The 17,193-nt window shown below is 63.4% G+C and carries 14 protein-coding genes and 1 tRNA gene; 9 read left to right on the top strand and 6 right to left on the bottom strand.

Going from position 1 to position 17,193, the window contains the following annotated elements; all coding sequences use genetic code 11:
• Positions 1-6: 6 nt before the first annotated feature.
• The 4 genes from B7X49_RS10095 to secB all read right to left on the bottom strand — a co-directional run bounded on the left by B7X49_RS10095 (position 7) and on the right by secB (position 4,291).
• Positions 7-846, bottom strand: a complete 840-nt coding sequence (locus B7X49_RS10095) for a hypothetical protein (protein ID WP_286704347.1) — start codon at positions 844-846, stop codon at positions 7-9.
• Positions 847-902: 56 nt separating this feature from the next.
• Positions 903-2,168 carry a pitrilysin family protein gene (locus tag B7X49_RS10090; protein ID WP_286704346.1) on the bottom strand — a complete coding sequence of 422 codons (1,266 nt, stop codon included), beginning with the start codon at positions 2,166-2,168 and terminating at the stop codon, positions 903-905.
• Positions 2,165-3,568, bottom strand: a complete 1,404-nt coding sequence (gene thrC / locus B7X49_RS10085; protein ID WP_286704345.1) for a threonine synthase — start codon at positions 3,566-3,568, stop codon at positions 2,165-2,167. Before thrC ends, B7X49_RS10090 begins: the two co-directional genes overlap by 4 nt.
• 222 nt (positions 3,569-3,790) lie before the next feature.
• Complete coding sequence (gene secB / locus B7X49_RS10080; RefSeq protein WP_029312291.1) at positions 3,791-4,291, bottom strand: protein-export chaperone SecB; 501 nt, start codon at positions 4,289-4,291, stop codon at positions 3,791-3,793.
• 93 nt (positions 4,292-4,384) lie between these two features.
• On the opposite strand from secB, the gene argC reads away from it, so the two are divergent.
• The 3 genes from argC to B7X49_RS10065 all read left to right on the top strand — a co-directional run bounded on the left by argC (position 4,385) and on the right by B7X49_RS10065 (position 7,441).
• Positions 4,385-5,335 (top strand): N-acetyl-gamma-glutamyl-phosphate reductase, encoded by a 951-nt coding sequence (argC, locus tag B7X49_RS10075; RefSeq protein WP_286704344.1) that lies wholly within the window; start codon positions 4,385-4,387, stop codon positions 5,333-5,335.
• 53 nt (positions 5,336-5,388) lie between these two features.
• On the top strand, positions 5,389-5,922 hold the full coding sequence (gene thpR / locus B7X49_RS10070) for an RNA 2',3'-cyclic phosphodiesterase (protein WP_286704343.1): 534 nt from the start codon (positions 5,389-5,391) through the stop codon (positions 5,920-5,922).
• Positions 5,923-6,001: 79 nt separating this feature from the next.
• Positions 6,002-7,441: an FMN-binding glutamate synthase family protein gene (locus tag B7X49_RS10065; RefSeq protein WP_286704342.1), complete on the top strand. Its 1,440-nt coding sequence runs from the start codon at positions 6,002-6,004 to the stop codon at positions 7,439-7,441.
• Positions 7,442-7,532: 91 nt separating this feature from the next.
• Here B7X49_RS10065 and B7X49_RS10060 read toward each other — a convergent pair whose 3' ends face one another.
• Together B7X49_RS10060 and B7X49_RS10055 are read right to left on the bottom strand one after the other, a co-directional pair.
• Complete coding sequence (locus B7X49_RS10060) at positions 7,533-8,132, bottom strand: slipin family protein (RefSeq protein WP_286839201.1); 600 nt, start codon at positions 8,130-8,132, stop codon at positions 7,533-7,535.
• A 318-nt stretch (positions 8,133-8,450) separates the two neighbouring features.
• Positions 8,451-8,524 (bottom strand) — tRNA-Cys (locus B7X49_RS10055).
• A 160-nt stretch (positions 8,525-8,684) separates the two neighbouring features.
• Here B7X49_RS10055 and B7X49_RS10050 point away from each other — a divergent pair.
• The 6 genes from B7X49_RS10050 to B7X49_RS10025 all read left to right on the top strand — a co-directional run bounded on the left by B7X49_RS10050 (position 8,685) and on the right by B7X49_RS10025 (position 17,121).
• The gene (locus B7X49_RS10050; protein WP_286704340.1) at positions 8,685-9,347 is read left to right on the top strand and encodes a protein-L-isoaspartate O-methyltransferase; all 663 of its coding nucleotides are present in this window, start codon (positions 8,685-8,687) and stop codon (positions 9,345-9,347) included.
• 104 nt (positions 9,348-9,451) lie between these two features.
• On the top strand, positions 9,452-10,924 hold the full coding sequence (locus B7X49_RS10045; RefSeq protein ID WP_286704339.1) for a TolC family outer membrane protein: 1,473 nt from the start codon (positions 9,452-9,454) through the stop codon (positions 10,922-10,924).
• Positions 10,925-10,951: 27 nt separating this feature from the next.
• A complete protein-coding gene (locus B7X49_RS10040) occupies positions 10,952-11,551 on the top strand; it encodes a DUF2497 domain-containing protein (protein ID WP_029312284.1) in 600 nt (199 codons plus the stop codon).
• 44 nt (positions 11,552-11,595) lie between these two features.
• Positions 11,596-14,271, top strand: a complete 2,676-nt coding sequence (locus B7X49_RS10035) for a valine--tRNA ligase (protein WP_286704338.1) — start codon at positions 11,596-11,598, stop codon at positions 14,269-14,271.
• A 62-nt stretch (positions 14,272-14,333) separates the two neighbouring features.
• Positions 14,334-16,187, top strand: coding sequence for an AMP-binding protein (locus B7X49_RS10030; RefSeq protein WP_286704337.1), 1,854 nt, complete (start codon positions 14,334-14,336; stop codon positions 16,185-16,187).
• Positions 16,188-16,641: 454 nt separating this feature from the next.
• Positions 16,642-17,121, top strand: coding sequence for an efflux RND transporter permease subunit (locus tag B7X49_RS10025; protein ID WP_286704335.1), 480 nt, complete (start codon positions 16,642-16,644; stop codon positions 17,119-17,121).
• Positions 17,122-17,193: the final 72 nt, after the last annotated feature.

The following is a 17,193-nucleotide window of genomic DNA, read 5'->3' as shown; positions in this document are numbered from 1 at the left end:
CCAGTCCTAGCTACTGCTCGTCGGTAATACGGGAAGGCGCGCGATCGCCAGTTCGAATGCCACCAAGAACAGAGCGGGAGTAGTGGGGCCAGCGAACTGGAGTCCGGCGTAAACTCCGATCAGTGTTGCGTATGCCGCCGCAGCGACACCTGCGCCTGCCGCCGCAGCAACACCACCTGCCGCCGCCGCTGTTGCGGTTGCGGCCGCTACAGCCCCCTCCGTAAACAAGGCGCCCATCGCTGCTACTGCTGCCATTATCCAACCGGGCATCATATTTTTGACACTAGGAGCGCTTATAAGTTTTAGAATGTGAGGTCCCCACTTCAAAAATATATCAAAGAAGCCCTTCAAATCTTTATTTACCTCATTCACTGATTGCTTAAAAGAATTCATAAAATCAGGGTTTTTAAATCCTTCAATAATATGGCTAGATAAAAAGCTGATACATTCAGGCGACGGCCTAAATAAACCGTCCCATGATGGTGCCGAGGGATTTATTTTTTTTGCTTCGGAATACGCCCAAGCAAGAATTCGGCTTTCTATTTCGGGGACCGTTAAAATTGGTGCAGTCGCTATTTTCGCTACATTACATAACTCGATTAAAATCTCTTTATAACTTGGATTTGTTAACGTAATTCCAGCAATTCCGAATCCGCCTGCAGAAAGGATTTTCTTGCCCAGCCAATCGGTGACATTGGACAGGTTATCTTTGTTCTGTAAATATTCTTTATCTTTCTTGAGGGACATTGAAGGGCTACTGTGGAGTGCTTCAACAATACGAGACAAGGTGTTTTGATCAGCTCGATTAAGAGCCGTGGTTAAGTCTGAGTCCAGTTCTGTGCCCACGAAAAATTGCCTCCAATGTTATCGTTTATAACTCGAATTTGTAATACGATTTGTCGTTACGCAGCAAGCCGCTCCAAAATTTTCGGCATCTGCGGCACGCGGCCGATCGGGCCGATGGCGGCGAGGGTGGGTTTGCCGCGGAAAATCCGCGTGGCGACGCGGGTGATGTCGGCCGCCGTCACGCCGTCGATCTTGGCGACGGTTTCGGCGATCGGCACGACGCGGCCGAACACCTGCCACTGGCGGGCCAATTGTTCGCAGCGGCTGCCGGTGGATTCGAGCGACATCAGCATGCCGGCCTTGACCTGCGCGCGGGCGCGGCGAAGCTCGGCCTCGGTGATGCTGTCCTGCACCTTGGCGAGTTCGCCGAGCGTGACGGGGACGAGTTCGGCGGCTTCGGCCTCGCCGGTGCCGGCGTAGATGCCGAACAGCCCGGCATCGTTGTTGGGCAGGGCAAACGAATAGATCGAATAGACCAGCCCGCGCTTTTCACGGATTTCCTGGAACAGGCGCGAGGACATCCCGCCGCCGAGCAGGGTGGAGAGCAGCATGGCGGCGTGGAAATCGGGGTCGCTGTAACCGACCGCGGGAAAGCCGAGCACGATATGCGCCTGATCGAGATCGCGGATTTCGCGATATTCGCCGCCGCCATAGATGCCGGGGATCGGCGGGGTCTGGGTCGCGTTCGGCAGGTCGGCGAAATGTTCGCTGACCAGATCGACCACGCGCTGGTGCTCAAGCTTGCCGGACGCCGAGACCACGATGTTTTTGGGCGTGTAGTGGGCGCGCATGTAACGCTGCAGCACGTCGGGCGAGAGTGATTTGATGATGCTCTCGGTGCCCAGCGTGGGCCAGCCCATCGGTTGGCCGGGATAGGCGGCCTGTTGGAAATGGTCGAACACGATGTCGTCCGGCGTGTCGTTCGCCTGGCCGATTTCCTGCAGGATCACGCCGCGCTCGCGCTCGAATTCGCCAGCATCGAAGGTGGAATGGCAGAGGATGTCGCCGATGATGTCGATGCCGAGCGGCAGGTCGTCCTTCAGCATCTTGACGTAATAGGCGGTCTGCTCGCGCGAGGTGTAGGCGTTGATATGGCCACCGACATCCTCGACCGCTTCGGCGATTTCCACCGCGTTCCGCTTTTCGGTACCCTTGAACGCCATGTGCTCGAGAAAATGCGACACGCCGTTTTCAGGCGCGGTTTCGTGGCGGGTGCCGACGCCGGCATAGGCGCCGAACGAGACCGTTTCCACCCGCTCCATCCGTTCGGTGATGATGGTGAAGCCGGAATCGAGATGGGTGATCTGAACACCGTCGGTCATGCATTGTTCCTATGCGCGAAATTGCGAACCAGCGCTTGCACCTCGGCGAGGCGCTTGCTGGAGCGCTGAAAGACTTCAGGACGATGATATAGGTCTTTTAAAGGTTCGGGGAGAGAGGGGCGGATGCCGATTGCGCGTTCCATCGCATCGGGGAATTTGGCGGGATGCGCGGTGGCGGCCGCGATGACAGGGATGCCGATCGGGCCGCAGGCGCGCGCGGCGGCAATGCCGATGGCGGTATGCGGCTCGGCGATGTAGCCGTAATCGCGCTTGATCCGGCCGATTTCCGCCAATGTCGCCGCATCGTCGAGCGCAAAGCCCGTGAATTCGCGGCGGACCGCGCGCCAGACCGGGTCGGGCACCGCCATACGGCCGGTGGCGCGGAAATCGGCCATGGTGCGCGCGGTGGCGCTTGCGTCGCGGTGCAGGAATTCGAACAGCAGGCGCTCGAAATTCGAGCTGACCTGAATATCCATCGAGGGTGAGACGGTCTCGACCACGCCGGCCGTGCTCATGTCGTTGCCGGCGAGGAAACGGGCCAAAATGTCGTTCGCGTTGCTGCCGACGATGAAGCGCGCGATCGGCACGCCCATCTGCCTGGCGGCCCAGGCGGCCAGGACATTGCCGAAATTGCCGGTCGGCACCGAAACCGCAACCGCACGGTCCGGCGCGCCGAGGGCGAGAGCAGCGGCGACGAAATAGGGGATCTGGCCGGCGATGCGCGCCCAGTTGATCGAGTTGACCGCGGAAAGCCGCATGTCCGTGCGGAACGGCGCATCGGCGAACATCGCTTTCACGAGGTCCTGGCAATCGTCGAAATTGCCGCCGACCGCGATGTTCAGCACGTTGGGGGCGCGCACCGTCGTCATCTGGCGGCGCTGCACCGCGGACGTGCGGCCTTCGGGGTGCAAAATGGCGATGTCGACGCGCGAGCGGTCACGGCACGCCTCGATCGCGGCGGACCCGGTGTCCCCCGATGTCGCGCCCACGATCATCACGCGCTCGTCGCGCGCCTCCAGCACATGATCGAACAGGCGGCCGGCCACCTGCAAGGCCAGATCCTTGAACGCGAGCGTCGGGCCATGGAACAGTTCGAGGGCGAATAGCCCAGGCTCCAACTGCACCAGCGGAACTACCGCTGCACGGTCGAACCCGCGATAGGCCGCCCGGCACATGCCCTGCAGATCATCGACCGAAACCGCGCCGCCACACACGAACGGCGCCATGACGCGTGCCGCCAGTTCCGCATACGGCAGGCCACGCATCGCGCGCAGCTCGGCAGGGGAAAAGACCGGCCATTCATCGGGCACAAACAACCCGCCATCCTCGGCCAGCCCGGCGAGCAACACCCCGTCGAACGTCCGGGCCGGGGCCACCCCACGCGTCGAAATGTAACGCATCACTCGGTCCTTAATGCATGGTCGGTTAGGAAGATCAGGGGGCTTTGCCCCCCGAACCCCCCACTAAGGGCTTAGCCCTTAGAACCCGCTAGTTTTAGGCAAGGGGAGGGCGCTGTCCGTCGATCTGGCCTGGGTCGCCCTCCCCTTGCCTAAAACTAATGGATTTTAAAGGCTCCGCCTTTAACGGGGTCCAGGGGCAGAGCCCCTGGCCTTCTTGACCGCTCAGGCATTCGCAACGGGTGCAGCGTCCATCTGTTCGCGGCGGGATTGCCAGAGGCCGACGAAATCGACCGGGCCGAGCATGACGGGGGGGAAGCCGCCGTCGCGCGTGACATCGGCGAGAATGTTGCGGGCGAAGGGGAACAGCAGGCGCGGGCATTCGACCAGCAGGACGGGTTCGACCTGGTTATCCGGGATGCCGGTGAGGGTGAAGATGCCGGAGTAGGAGAGGTCGGCGATGAAGACGGTCATGTCTTTGCCGGGTTCGGCGCCGTTGGTGGATTCGGCGGGCGCGGGAATGGTGGCTTCCGCGCGGGTGGCGAGGGTGACTTCGTAGACGTTCTGGTCGTCCTGGATGCGGCGGACCTGGACGTCGAGGTTGATGTTCACCGAGGGGGGCTGGCGCAGGATGGTATAGATTGCCGGTGCGTTGGGGACTTCGAAGCTGAGGTCTTTGGTGTATTGGATATTGAGGGTGAGCGGCGGGGTCTGGGTTTCGGACATTACGATTGGCTCCATCTGAACATATGCGATCCGGTTGGGCGCCCGCCTAGCACGGTGTTGATTTTGGTGCCAGCATGGGGGTGGAGAAAAGCCATGAGCAAGCGTGTTTTCATCGACGGCGAGGCCGGGACCACGGGGTTGCAGATTGTCGAGCGGTTGCGACGGCTCGATGGTGTGGTGGTGCAGAGCCTCGATTTGCACGCGCGCAAGGACAATGCGGCGCGCCGGGCGATGATGGCATCGGTTGATCTTGTCGTCTTGTGCCTGCCGGATGAGGCGGCGCGCGAGGCGGCGGACATGGTCGAGGGGCTGGGCAGTGCGGCGCCGCGGTTGCTGGATGCGAGTTCGGCGCATCGGGTCGCCAACGGCTGGGTGTACGGGTTTGCCGAGATGGTGCCGGGGCAGGCGGGCGCGATTGCGCAGGCGGCGCGGGTTTCGAATCCGGGGTGTTATGCGACCGGGGCGGTGGCTTTGCTGCGGCCCTTGGTCGATGCGGGGTTGGTGCCGGCGGATTATCCGCTGACGATCAATGCGGTGTCGGGGTATTCGGGTGGCGGCAAGGCGTTGATTGCGGACCATGAGCGCGATGGTGGGCCGGCGTTCGGTCTTTATGGATTGTCGTTGAATCATAAGCATATTCCGGAAATCGAGCGGCATGGCGGCCTGGCGCGGCGGCCGATTTTTGTTCCCTCCGTCGGGCATTTTCGCCAGGGGATGCTGGTTTCGGTGCCGCTGCATCTGGATGCGTTGCCGGGCCGGCCGACCGCGCGCGAGATCGGGTGTGCGCTGGTGGGGCACTATGAGGGTGCTGGGCAGGTGCGGGTGCGGATGACGCCGGTTGAGCAGCGGCTCGATGTCGAAGTTGCGGCGGGGTCGGATGTGATGGAGTTGTTCGTGTTCGAGAACGAGGCCGCGAGCCAGGCGGTACTGGTGGCGCGGCTGGATAATCTGGGCAAGGGCGCGGCGGGTGCTGCGGTGCAGAATATCGGGCTGATGCTGGGGCTCGGGGTAACGGCTTGGGCAGCGGAGCGCGTGCCGGCCTGAGCTTGACCGGGGCGGTTGCCTCGGCAACATTGATGGCGACTGGAGGGCAAATCATGCGTTTGTTCGTCGCCCTTGATCTGCCGTGGGAGGTCAAGCAGACCCTGGCGGGGTTTGCGTTCAACCTGCCGGGGGCGCGCTGGGTGCCCGCGCAGAACATGCATCTGACGCTGCGGTTCATCGGCGAGGCCAAGCGGCTGGAAGCCGAGGAGATCGATCATGCGCTGGCGGCGATCCGCGGACGCGGGTTTTCACTGGTGCTGACCGGGGCGGGCTGGTTCGAGAAGGCGGGGCGGGTTTCGGCGTTGTGGGTCGGCGTCGAGCGCAACGAGTCGTTGCTGCATCTGCAGGCGAAGATCGAGACCGCGCTGCGCCGCATTGGGCTGGCGGCGGAGCGGCGGCGCTACACGCCGCATGTGACGCTGGCGCGGATGGACATGCCGATCGGGCCGCGGTTTGCGGAATTCGTGCAGAGCCGGAATTTGTATCGTTCGCCGCCGATCGCGGTGGAGCACATCACGCTGTTCAGTTCACATCTGGGCGATGCGCACCCTGAATATACCGCTGAGGTCGAGTATTTGCTCGGTTGAGCGGTAAACTTCAGTGGATATTAACCTTTTCGGATTATCGATTGCCGGTATCGCGTTCAAGCCGGTTTTTGAGAGTTCGATGATTTCAATGATGGTTGTTGCGCTGGTCGGTTTCGGGATTCTGGCCGCCATTTCGGCGGTTTATATTCATGATCGGCGGCAGACGACGCATACGATTTTGCGTAATTTTCCGGTGATCGGCCATTTCCGGTATTTTGCGGAAACTTGGGGCGAGTATATGCGCCAGTACCAATATCTGCCGGACTGGGCCGAGCGGCCGTTCAACCGGCTCGAGCGGTCTTGGGTGTATCGGTCGGCCAAGGGTGTCTCGAACCTGGTGAATTTCGGCAGCGAGACGGTGCCGAGCTTTATTTTCCGCAACGCACCGTTTCCGGTGCTCGATGAGGAAAAGCGGCTTTATGGCGGTAAGCTGATCGGGGTCGCGGCAGGGCCCGGCGCGTGCCGGACGCCGTTTCTGGCGCGGCATGTTTTTAACATCAGCGGCATGAGTTACGGCGCTTTGAGCCATGCGGCGGTGCTGGCGCTATCGAAAGGGGCGCGGCTGGGCGGCATCTGGATGAGTACGGGCGAGGGTGGGCTATCCGATTATCATCTGGCCGGCGGCGGTGATCTGATCATGCAGATCGGCACGGCGAAGTATGGGGTGCGCGATGGTGCGGGGGCGCTCTCCGATGATCGGTTGCGGGCGATTGCGGCGCATGAGCAGGTGCGGATGTTCGAGGTTAAGCTGGCTCAGGGGGCGAAGCCAGGCAAGGGCGGGATTCTGCCGGCGGGCAAGGTGACCGCGGAGATTGCGGCGATCCGGGGGATTCCGGAGGGTGAGGCGAGTATCAGCCCGAACCGGCATCATGACATCGGCAGTATTGCCGAGTTGGGTGCCTTCGTTGCGCGGGTGCGCGCGGTGACGGGCAAGCCGGTGGGGGTGAAGTTCGTGGTGGGCGATATCGCGTTCGTCGAAGAGTGGTTCGCCGATTGTGTGGTTCATCCGGAGCATTGCCCGGATTTTGTGCAGGTGGATGGCGGTGAGGGCGGGACCGGCGCTGCACCGGCGCCGCTGGCGGATTATGTCGGTCTGCCGATCACCCAGGCGCTGCCGCTGGTGGCGGCGGTACGGGCGCGGCACGGGCTGCGCGATCGGGTGCGGATTGTGGCGTCGGGCAAGTTGATCACGCCGGACAAGGTGGCGTGGGCTTTGTGTATGGGGGCGGATTTCGTCAGTTCGGCGCGCGGGTTCATGTTCAGCCTGGGGTGTATTCAGGCAATGAAATGCGGCTCGGGGCGTTGCCCGACCGGCGTGACGGCGGTGGAGCCCAAGTTGATCGCCGGGCTCGATCCTGCGGACAAGGCGGTGCGGGTGGCAAATTATGCGCGGCAGATCATCGATGAGGTCGAGATGATCGCGCATTCTTGCGGACTGACAGATGCGGCCTGGTTCGAGCCGCGGCATGTGACGGAGATCGAGCGCGGCGTCGGCGGTTTCCGTGCCCCATCGACGTAGTCGCAGGAACCTGATCCCGATCGGTTCCAAGTCGATCGCCAGTTTAAAAAAAGTTTGTTGGTTCTTTTTTTCAAAAAAGACCTGCTTGGCTTCAACTTTCCTTCGCCTTGATCACGCCGCTCATCGCATTTGCCAGATCGGTCGGGATCAGGATCGTGGTGCCCTTATTTTTATTCATCTCATAGATCAGGTTCATCTGCCGGATTTTCAGGGCGGCGGGGTTGGCGGCGTAGATGTCGCCGGCGCGGACGATTTGTTCGGCGATGGCGACTTCGGAGCTGGCGAGGGTGACGCGGGCCTGTTTTTCCTTTTCGGCCTGGGCGTTACGGCTCATCGCGTCGTTCAGCTCGGCGGGAATGCGCACGTCGCGGATCTGCACGCCGATGCCGCCGATGCCCCAATCCTGCGATTTATCGGCGATGACGGTGCGGATGCGCTGGTCCATCTGTTCGCGGTTGCCGAGGATTTCGGCGAGCGACATGCCGCTGATCGTTTCGCGCAACGAGGTTTGCGCGACCTGGCTGATCATGGCGCGGTAGTCGAGCAATTCGGTGGCGACGCGCTTTACGTCTTCGACTTTCCAGAACAGGATGGAATCGACCGCGACGGAGACGCCATCGAGCGTGAGGGTGTTTTCGGCGCTGATGACGGTGCTTTGCTTGCGGGTATCGACGGCAACGTATGGTTTCAATGACCGGGATGATGAAGAAGGCGCCTGGGCCGCGGATGCCGGCGAAGCGGCCGAGGCGGAGGACGACGGCGCGTTCCCATTCATTTGCCATCCGCAGGGACAGGGCGACGCCGGCGCCGATCAGGATGAGGATGATACCGGGGACGTACACGCGGAGCACGCCGGCCGCGAGGGCGCCGATGACGATCAGGATGATGGCGATGGCGGCGGCGGATCGGTTCATGACATGCGCCTGTCGGTGATGGGCGGCCCGGGGTGCGGGCGGCACGGCATTGATGAATTATTCTTAAGAAAATTTTCGTCAATGGCATCGTGCGTTGGAGGTCCGGGCCGGAATCGAACCGGCATACGCGGATTTGCAGTCCGCTACATCACCACTCTGCCACCGGACCGGGCACGACGATTGCTGGCTTATCGGGCCATCGGCGGTTGGTGGTCAAGACCGGTGGTGCAGAAGGAGGGCAGCGCGGGGCAGGAATGTTTTGCGAGATCGCTGACTCGCTTTATAGATGAGGGCGCTCCCGCGTAGAGGCTTCCGGTTGAAGGACCCCGATGAAGGAAAAAGACCGCGATTTCCGCACCGCTCGTGCCTTGATGGTGGATTGTCAGGTCCGGCCGAATAACATCGTCGATGATCGGATCGTGACCGCGATGCGCACGCTGCGCCGCGAGCGGTTCGTGCCGCCCACCTTGGTCGGGCAGGCGTATAGCGACGCCGAATTGCCGCTGGGCGAAGGGCGGACCATGCCTTCGCCGCTGACCATCGGCCGGCTTGCGAGCTTTGCGGCGGTGCGGCCGGGCGAGCGGGTATTGGTTATTGGTGCGAACACCGGCTACGGCGCGGCGGTGCTCGCGGCGTGCGGCGGCGCGGTGGTGGCGCTGGAATCGAGCCCGGACCTGCGCGCGATGGCGACGGCGGCGCTGGCGGGCGAGGCGCCCGAGGTACGGGTGCTGGCGGGGCGGTTGAGCGAGGGCGCACCACAGCATACCGCGTTCGATGTGATCGTGATCGAGGGTGCGATCGATGCGCTGCCGACGGCACTTGCCAGCCAATTGACGCCGCAGGGGCGGGTGATTGCGATCGTGCGCCAGCGGGGCGTTGGCCGGATCGTGCGGGCGGAGGTGAGCGGCGGGGGGTTTGCGCAGATTGTGCTGGCCGATTGCCAGGCCGGTCCATTGACCGGGTTCAGCCCCGCGCCGACGTTCGCGTTCTGATGGAACGATTGACCAGATGCGGCCCGCGTGGCCGGCGTTTTTCCGAGGCTTGCAGAAGGATGACCATGCGCCGTCGAATCACGACCCTTTGCGCGATTGTACCCATGAGTGTTCTGGCCTTGCAGCCGTTGGCGTGGGCCAGCCCGGACGAGCGGCCGGCGACGTTGACCCAAGCGCTGTCGGAAGCCTACGCGGATAATCCGACCCTGCAGGAGCAGCGCGCGAACCTGCGGGCGACTGACGAGACGGTGCCGGCGGCACTGGCCGGATGGCGCCCGACGGTCGAGTTGCAGGGAACGGCGGGGCGGATTACCGGCGTCGAAACCGAGCAATTGCCAGGCACCAACCCGCTGACCGGTGCACCAACACTCAGTCATCTGCGCTTGCCGCAATCACGCAACGAGGAAATCGGCCAGCTGACCGTGACCGAGCAATTGTTCAGCGGCGGTGCGACGGTTGCGAAAACGCATGAGGCGAAAAACAGCGTTTACGCCGCGCGGGCGCAGTTGCTGTCGACCGAGCAGACCGTGTTCACCAAAGTGGTGAACGCCTATGTGACAGTGATCACCGATCGGCAGTTGCTGGCACTCGATATCAATAACCGCAGCGTGCTGGCCCAGCAGTTGAAGGCCGTGAATGATCAGTTCGGTGTCGGCGAGATCACCGAGACGTCGGTGGCGCAGGCGAAGGCTTCGCTGGCCGGCGCGCAGGAGCAGGTCGAGGTGGCGCGCGGCAATCTGAATATCGCGAACGAGACCTTCCGCCAGCTGGTCGGTTCGTATCCGGCCGCCGAACTGGTGCCGCCGCAGCCCCTGGCGCTGCCGGTGAAGGGCAAGGCCGATCTGGTGCGCCAGGCGATGATCAACAATCCCGATGTTGTCGCGGCGCTGTTCACCCAGAGTGCCGATGTCGATGCGGTGGATGTCGCGATCGCGGCGCTGGCGCCGCAGCTTTCGGTTTCGGCCTCGGCGTTCAGCGAGCATAATCCGCTGGGGCCGAACAGTTCTTCGCGCGGCGGGCAGGTGCTCGCGAACCTCACGGTGCCGCTGTATCAGGGTGGCTCGGAATATGCGGCGATCCGCCAGGCGCGCGACAAGGTGCAGTATGGCATCGCCGGCGTGGTGGATGCGCGGCGGACGGCGGTGCAGTCGGCAACGCAGGCCTGGGAAGGGTTGATCGCCTCGAAGGCGGCGGTGCGCAGCACGAAGGAACAGATCAAATCCGATGCCATCGCGCTCGATGGTACAGAGCGGCAGGAAATCGTGGGCACGCGTGATACGCTCGATGTGTTGAATGCGCAGCAATTGCTGTTCAATGCGCAGACGACGCAAATTCAGAACATTGCGAATGTCGTGAATGAATCTTACGGGATCGCCGCGGCGATCGGGCGTTTGACCGCGACGGATCTGGCGTTGCCGGTGACGCATTACGACGATTTGAAGTATTATGATCAGGTGAAAGATGCCTTGTTCGGTAACGGCAACGAGGCGTATGAACAGGCAGGGATCAGCCCCGACGGCGCGCTGCTGCGCACGCCGGCGCCGGTGGTGCCGAAGCTGATCATGTCGCCGAAATAGGCAAAACCAGTCAGGGGGAATCAGGCCATGAGCATCTCGAACGAGCCGATCGGGGCGGAACCTTCGATGGACGAAATTTTGTCATCGATCCGGCGCGTTCTGAAGGATGCCGAGACGGTGACGGTGCCGCCGGAGCCTCAGGGCGGCGCAGTACCCGCCGATGCCGACTCGGTGATGGTGCTGGATTCCTCCATGATGGTGAGCGAACCGGCGAACGGAGCCGCGCGGGCGGCGCGGAGTGGGGCGCCGGTGCATGAGGCGATCGCCCTGTCGCCGACGCTGTCGAGCGCGACGCCACCCGACACCGCATCGACCGATCTGCCTTACGAGCCGCAGCGGGCGCATGCGCCGGAGGCCACCACGGCGGGTTCGGTCGAGGGGCCGCAGCCGATTTTGGGGGCGCAAGCGGCCGAGGCGGCGGCGAGCCATTTCAGCGCGCTGATGCGGAGCGTTTCGGCCGATCGGGGGTTGGCGGTGAGCCGGGGTGGCATCAGCATCGAGGACATCGTGCGCGAGGAGATGCGGCCGATGCTGAAATCATGGCTCGATGCGCATCTGCCCAACCTGGTCGAGCGAGTGGTGCGGGCCGAGATCGAGCGGTTGGTCGGGCGGCCTGAGGGTTTTTAGGCGCTCACCTTTGCGGGCGCGATCGTTTCGCGCATAATCGGCCCATGCTGGACAAGAACTTCGACGCCGCCGCGTTCGAGACGCGGCTTTATGACACCTGGGAACGGGAGGGCGCGTTTGCGGCCGACCCGGCGCGCAACGCCAAGCCCTTCACCATCATGATCCCACCGCCCAATGTGACCGGGCGGCTGCATGTGGGTCATGCGCTGACCATGACCTTGCAGGACGTGCTGATCCGGTTTCAGCGGATGAACGGGCGCGATGCGCTGTGGCAGCCGGGGACCGATCATGCCGGGATCGCGACCCAATTGATGGTCGAGCGCGAGTTGCAGGGTGAGGGCACGACCCGCAAGGAGATCGGGCGTGAGGCGTTTCTCGAGCGGGTCTGGCGGTGGAAAGAGGAGCAGGGTGGCGCGATTACCAGGCAGTTGCGCCGGCTGGGCGCCTCGCCCGACTGGTCACGCGAGCGGTTCACGATGGATGAGGGTCTGTCGCGCGCGGTGCGGACGATTTTTGTCCGGCTGTTCAACGATGGCTTGATCTATCGGGCGAAGCGGCTGGTGAACTGGGACCCGGCGTTCGGCTCGGCGATATCGGACCTCGAGGTCGAGATGCGCGAGGTGAAGGGGTTTTTGTGGCATCTGCGCTATCCGATCGAGGGGAGCGACGAGGTGATCATCGTCGCGACGACAAGGCCGGAGACGATGCTGGGCGATACCGCGGTGGCGGTGCATCCGGGCGATGAGCGCTATGCGGCGCTGGTGGGGCGGACCGTGATCCAGCCGATCACCGGACGGCGGTTTCCGATTATCGCCGATGAATATTCAGACCCGGAAAAAGGCACCGGGGCGGTGAAGATCACGCCGGCACATGATTTCAACGATTTCGCGGTGGGGCAGCGGCATGGGCTGGCGACGCCCTCGATTTTCGATCGGGCGGCGCGGGTGACGCTGGCGGAGGTGCGCGACGGCGTGGACCCGCAGGACCGGGAGTTTTTCGAGAGCCTGGAAGGGCTCGATCGGTTTGCCGCGCGGCTGGAAATCGTGGCGCACCTCGATGCGATCGGCGCGTTGGAAAAGACCGAGCCGCATACCCATACCGTGCCGCAGGCCGAGCGGGGCGACACCATCATCGAGCCGCTGCTGACCGAGCAATGGTTCTGCAATGCCGAAGTGCTGGCCAAGCCGGCGATCGCGGCGGTGGAGGACGGCAGGGTCGAGTTCGTGCCGAAGCAGTGGGAGAACACGTATTTCGCCTGGATGCGGAACATCCAGCCCTGGTGCATTTCGCGCCAATTGTGGTGGGGGCACCGGATTCCGGCCTGGTATGGGCCGGAGGGGGTGATTTTCGTGGCCGAATCCGAAGCCGAGGCGCATCGCGATGCCGAGGAGCATTTCGGCCATCCGGTCGATCTCCGCCAGGACGACGATGTGCTGGACACCTGGTTCAGCTCGGCGCTGTGGCCGTTTTCGACCCTGGGATGGCCCGAGACTACCGCAGAACTGGCGAAATATTATCCAGGTGATGTGTTGGTCACCGGGTTCGACATCATTTTCTTCTGGGTCGCCCGGATGGTGATGATGGGGCTGTATGTGATGGGCGAGGTGCCGTTCCGCACCGTGATGATGAACGGGCTGGTGCGCGATGAGCGTGGCCAGAAAATGAGCAAGACCAAGGGCAATGTGGTCGACCCGATTACGTTGATCGAGGATTTCGGGGCGGATGCGCTGCGCTATACCGTGAGTGCACAGAGCGGGGCGGGGCGCTCGATCAAGCTGGGGCCGACCATGGTGGCGGCGAACCGGAGTTTCATTACCAAGATCTGGAATGCGGCGCGGTTCTGCGAGATGAACGCGTGCCGGCCGGATGCTGGGTTCCGGCCCGAGGCGGCGCGGCTTGCGCTGTCGCGCTGGATTCTGGATGCGGCGAACCGGGCGGTGAGCGAAGCGACGGCGGCGCTGGAGGCGTATCGCGTCGCGGAGTATGCGCAGATTTGTTACCGGTTCACGTGGGGCGATTTCTGTGACTGGTTTCTGGAACTCGCCAAACCCGGTCTGGCGGGCGAGGATGAGGATGCGGTCGAGCGCCGGGCGGTGGCGGCGCATGTGCTGGGGGTGTTGCTGCGGTTGCTGCATCCGATGATCCCGTTCGTGACCGAAGCGTTGTGGGATGAGTTGGGTTATGGCGCGGTGGGGTCGTTGATCCGGGCACCGTGGCCGGAGCGTGAGGTGGTCAGTGATGCTGCGGCGGCGCGGGATGAGGTTTCGTGGGTGATTGCCGCGATTTCAGAAATCCGGGCGGTGCGTAGCGAAATGAACGTGCCGGCGGCCACGCGGATTCCGATTTTGATCCGGGATGCCTCGGCGGAGACGCTGGCGCGGGCCGGGCGGTGGCGCGAGGAGATTGCGCGGATGGCCAGGATTTCCAGCCTGGAGGCGTTGGAGGGCGAGATGCCGCAGGGGGCGGCGCAGGCGATATTGGGTGAGGCGACGCTGATTTTGCCGCTGGCGGATATCATCGATCTGGCGGCCGAGCGGAAACGCCTGGCGGCGACGCGGGCGAAGACGGCGAGCGATGCCGAGAAGATCGCGCGTAAGCTGGAGAATCAGGAGTTCGTCAGCAAGGCGCCGGAGGATATCATCGTGGAAAACCGCGACCGTCTGGACGCCGCCCACGCGGAGTTGGCGAGGTTGGACGCGGCATTGTCGAGAATCGGCTGAAAGTTTTTTGCTACTTTTTTTCAAAAAAGTAGGCCTTCCTTAACCGTCCGAGAGCAAAATCAATGAACGAGTTGTATTGGGCCGAAGCCGCCAAGGCGATCGACTGGATCGAGCCGTATCAGCGTGTGTTCGACCCGGATATCGGGCCGTTCGGGCGGTGGTTTACGGGCGGGGTGCTGAATACGTCGGTCAATTGTCTGGATCGGCATGTCGAGGCCGGGGCGGGCGAGCGGGTCGCGCTGATCTGGGATAGTGCGATGGAAGGGCGGGTTGCGCAGTTCACCTATCGGGTGTTGCGGGACCGGGTGGCGAAGCTGGCGGGGGCGATGGCGGCGCGGGGCGTGGTCAAGGGCGATCGCGTGGTGATTTATATGCCGATGGTGCCGGAGGCGGCGATCGCGATGCTGGCCTGTGCACGGTTGGGAGCGGTGCATTCGGTGGTGTTCGGTGGGTTTGCCGCACCGGAACTGGCCGCGAGGATCGATGCGGCGCAGCCCAGGTTGGTGATTGCGGCCTCCTGCGGGTTGGAGCCGGGGCGGGTGGTTGCCTACAAGCCGATTCTCGACGCGGCGTTGGACTTAGCGGCGCATCGGCCCGAGGCTTGCCTGATTTTCCAGCGCGAGGCTCTGCGCGCTGAGCTGCTGGCGGGGCGGGATGAGGATTTCAGCGCGGCCGAGGCGGCGGGGATCGCGCATGATCCGGTGCCGGTGGCGGCGACCGATCCGCTCTATGTGCTCTACACATCGGGGACGACGGGCAAGCCCAAGGGCATTGTGCGGGACAATGGCGGGCATGCGGTGGCGCTGGCGCATTCGGTGCCGCTGATTTTCGACGTGCGGCCGGGTCCCGGGGCGGCGAGCGAGGTGATGTGGACGGCATCCGACGTCGGTTGGGTGGTGGGGCATACCTACATCGTCTATGCGCCGCTGCTCGCGGGGGTGACGTCGGTGATGTACGAGGGCAAGCCGGTGGGGACACCGGATGCCGGGGCGTTCTGGCGGGTTTGTGCGCAGCACAAGGTCAAGACGCTGTTCACCGCGCCGACGGCGTTGCGCGCGATCAAGCAGCAGGACCCTGAGGGTGCGATGATCGGGCCGTATGATTTATCGGCGCTGGAGGCGTTGTTTCTGGCGGGCGAGCGGTGCGATCCGCCGACCGCGACCTGGATTGCCGGGCTGCTGGGCAAACCGGTGATCGATAATTGGTGGCAGACCGAGACGGGCTGGCCGATCAGCGCGCGGTTCCGCGGCACCGGGTTGACGCCGTTCAAGCCCGGGTCCGGCGGGCGGGCGTGCCCGGGGTTTGATGTGCAGGCGCTCGATCCGCAGGGTGATTTGATGCCGGCGGGTGAGGTGGGGGCGCTGGCGATCCGGCTGCCGTTGCCGCCCGGCTGCGCACCAACGTTGTGGAACGACGATGCGGGGTATCGGCGCGCGTATCTCGAAGCGTTTCCGGGCTGGTATCGGACCGGGGATGCCGGGGCGGTGGATGCGGAGGGCGATATCTGGGTGATGGGGCGGACCGATGACATCATCAATGTCGCCGGGCATCGGCTTTCGACCGGGGCGATGGAGGAGGTGCTGGCGGCGCATCCCGATGTCGCCGAATGTGCGGTGATCGGGCGGCACGATGATATCAAGGGCGAGATTCCGTTCGGGCTGGTGGTGCTGAAATCCGGCGTTGAGCGCGATGAGGCGGTGATTGCGGATGAACTGGTGGCGCTGGTGCGCGAGCGAATCGGCCCGGTGGCGGCGTTCAAGACTGCGGTGATCGTTCAACGGCTGCCCAAGACGCGATCGGGCAAGATTCTGCGCGCGACGATGAAGCAGATGGCGAACGGGATGAACCCGGTGGTGCCACCGACGATCGAGGATGCCAGCGTGCTGGAGGCGATTGCGGGGAAACTGACGGGTTAGCCCGCGCCGGCGGATACATTTCGAGCGGTTTCCCAGAATTGTCGGCAGGCCAGTCTTGCCGCAATCCGGCGCCATCAGATGCAAAATGGCCTGACCGTGGATGCTTATGGCGAGGACGGGCACACCCTGCTGGCCCACGGGCATCTGCGATTCGTCAATAATCTGATCGATACCACCACCGGTACGATCAGTTTGATGGGGCAGTTTGACAATGCCCACGAGACATTGTGGCCCGGCGAGTATGTAACAGCGCGGCTGGTGCTGTCGGTGCAGCCCAAGGCGTTGACGGTGCCGGCGACCGCCGTGGTGGAAGGGCCGGGCGGCTATTACGCCTATGTGATCCAGCCGGATGACTCGGTGGTGCGGCGGGCGGTGACAGTGGCGCGGCTGCAGGCCTGGCTAATGGCGCGAAGGTCAGGATCGATAGGCCTTCGCCGACGCCGGCGCCGGCGTCATGAATATTTCGGCAGGGTTCATCCGTCGGCCGATCGCGACCTCGCTGCTGATGGCGGGCATTCTGGTCGCGGGCATCATTGCCTATACCAAACCGCCGGTGGCGGCGCTGCCGAATGTCGATTTTCCGACCATCGAGGTCACTGCCTCGCTGCCGGGTGCCAGCCCGGATACCATGGCATCGTCGGTGGCGGCACCGCTCGAACAGCAGTTTGCCGCGATGAGTTCGACCAGCGGCCTCGGCTCGACCAGCATCACCTTGCAATTCGTGCTGAACCGCAACATCGATGGGGCCGCCGGCGATGTGCAGACCGCGATCAACGCGGCGAGCGGCCTGCTGCCGAAGGATCTGCCGAGCCCGCCGACCTATCGGAAGGACAATCCGGCCAACCGGGCGATCTTGATCTATGCGGTCTATTCCAACGCGATGCCGCTGTATCAGCTCGACAATTACGCTTATACCAACCTGAGGTTCCGTTGACTCGAAAGTGATTTGTCGCGGCTCGGGCGGGTATGATTCGCTGAACTTCCCTGGAGGAGGTTTGCGATGACG

Source organism: Acidiphilium sp. 34-64-41 (assembly GCF_002282635.1).
In the GTDB taxonomy this organism is placed as follows: Bacteria; Pseudomonadota; Alphaproteobacteria; order Acetobacterales; family Acetobacteraceae; genus Acidiphilium; species Acidiphilium rubrum.
The sequence above is the reverse complement of the archived record's forward strand: the minus strand, read 5'-3'. Positions and strand labels throughout refer to the sequence as shown.

Coding starts and splice junctions, on each gene's coding strand:
- B7X49_RS10030 (WP_286704337.1), top strand. CDS start 14,334: ATGAACGAGTTGTATTGGGCCGAAGCCGCCAAGGCGATCGACTGGATC.
- secB (WP_029312291.1), bottom strand. CDS start 4,291: ATGTCCGAAACCCAGACCCCGCCGCTCACCCTCAATATCCAATACACC.
- B7X49_RS10050 (WP_286704340.1), top strand. CDS start 8,685: ATGAAGGAAAAAGACCGCGATTTCCGCACCGCTCGTGCCTTGATGGTG.
- argC (WP_286704344.1), top strand. CDS start 4,385: ATGAGCAAGCGTGTTTTCATCGACGGCGAGGCCGGGACCACGGGGTTG.
- thpR (WP_286704343.1), top strand. CDS start 5,389: ATGCGTTTGTTCGTCGCCCTTGATCTGCCGTGGGAGGTCAAGCAGACC.
- B7X49_RS10040 (WP_029312284.1), top strand. CDS start 10,952: ATGAGCATCTCGAACGAGCCGATCGGGGCGGAACCTTCGATGGACGAA.
- B7X49_RS10025 (WP_286704335.1), top strand. CDS start 16,642: ATGAATATTTCGGCAGGGTTCATCCGTCGGCCGATCGCGACCTCGCTG.
- B7X49_RS10065 (WP_286704342.1), top strand. CDS start 6,002: ATGATTTCAATGATGGTTGTTGCGCTGGTCGGTTTCGGGATTCTGGCC.
- B7X49_RS10035 (WP_286704338.1), top strand. CDS start 11,596: ATGCTGGACAAGAACTTCGACGCCGCCGCGTTCGAGACGCGGCTTTAT.
- thrC (WP_286704345.1), bottom strand. CDS start 3,568: ATGCGTTACATTTCGACGCGTGGGGTGGCCCCGGCCCGGACGTTCGAC.
- B7X49_RS10045 (WP_286704339.1), top strand. CDS start 9,452: ATGAGTGTTCTGGCCTTGCAGCCGTTGGCGTGGGCCAGCCCGGACGAG.
- B7X49_RS10090 (WP_286704346.1), bottom strand. CDS start 2,168: ATGACCGACGGTGTTCAGATCACCCATCTCGATTCCGGCTTCACCATC.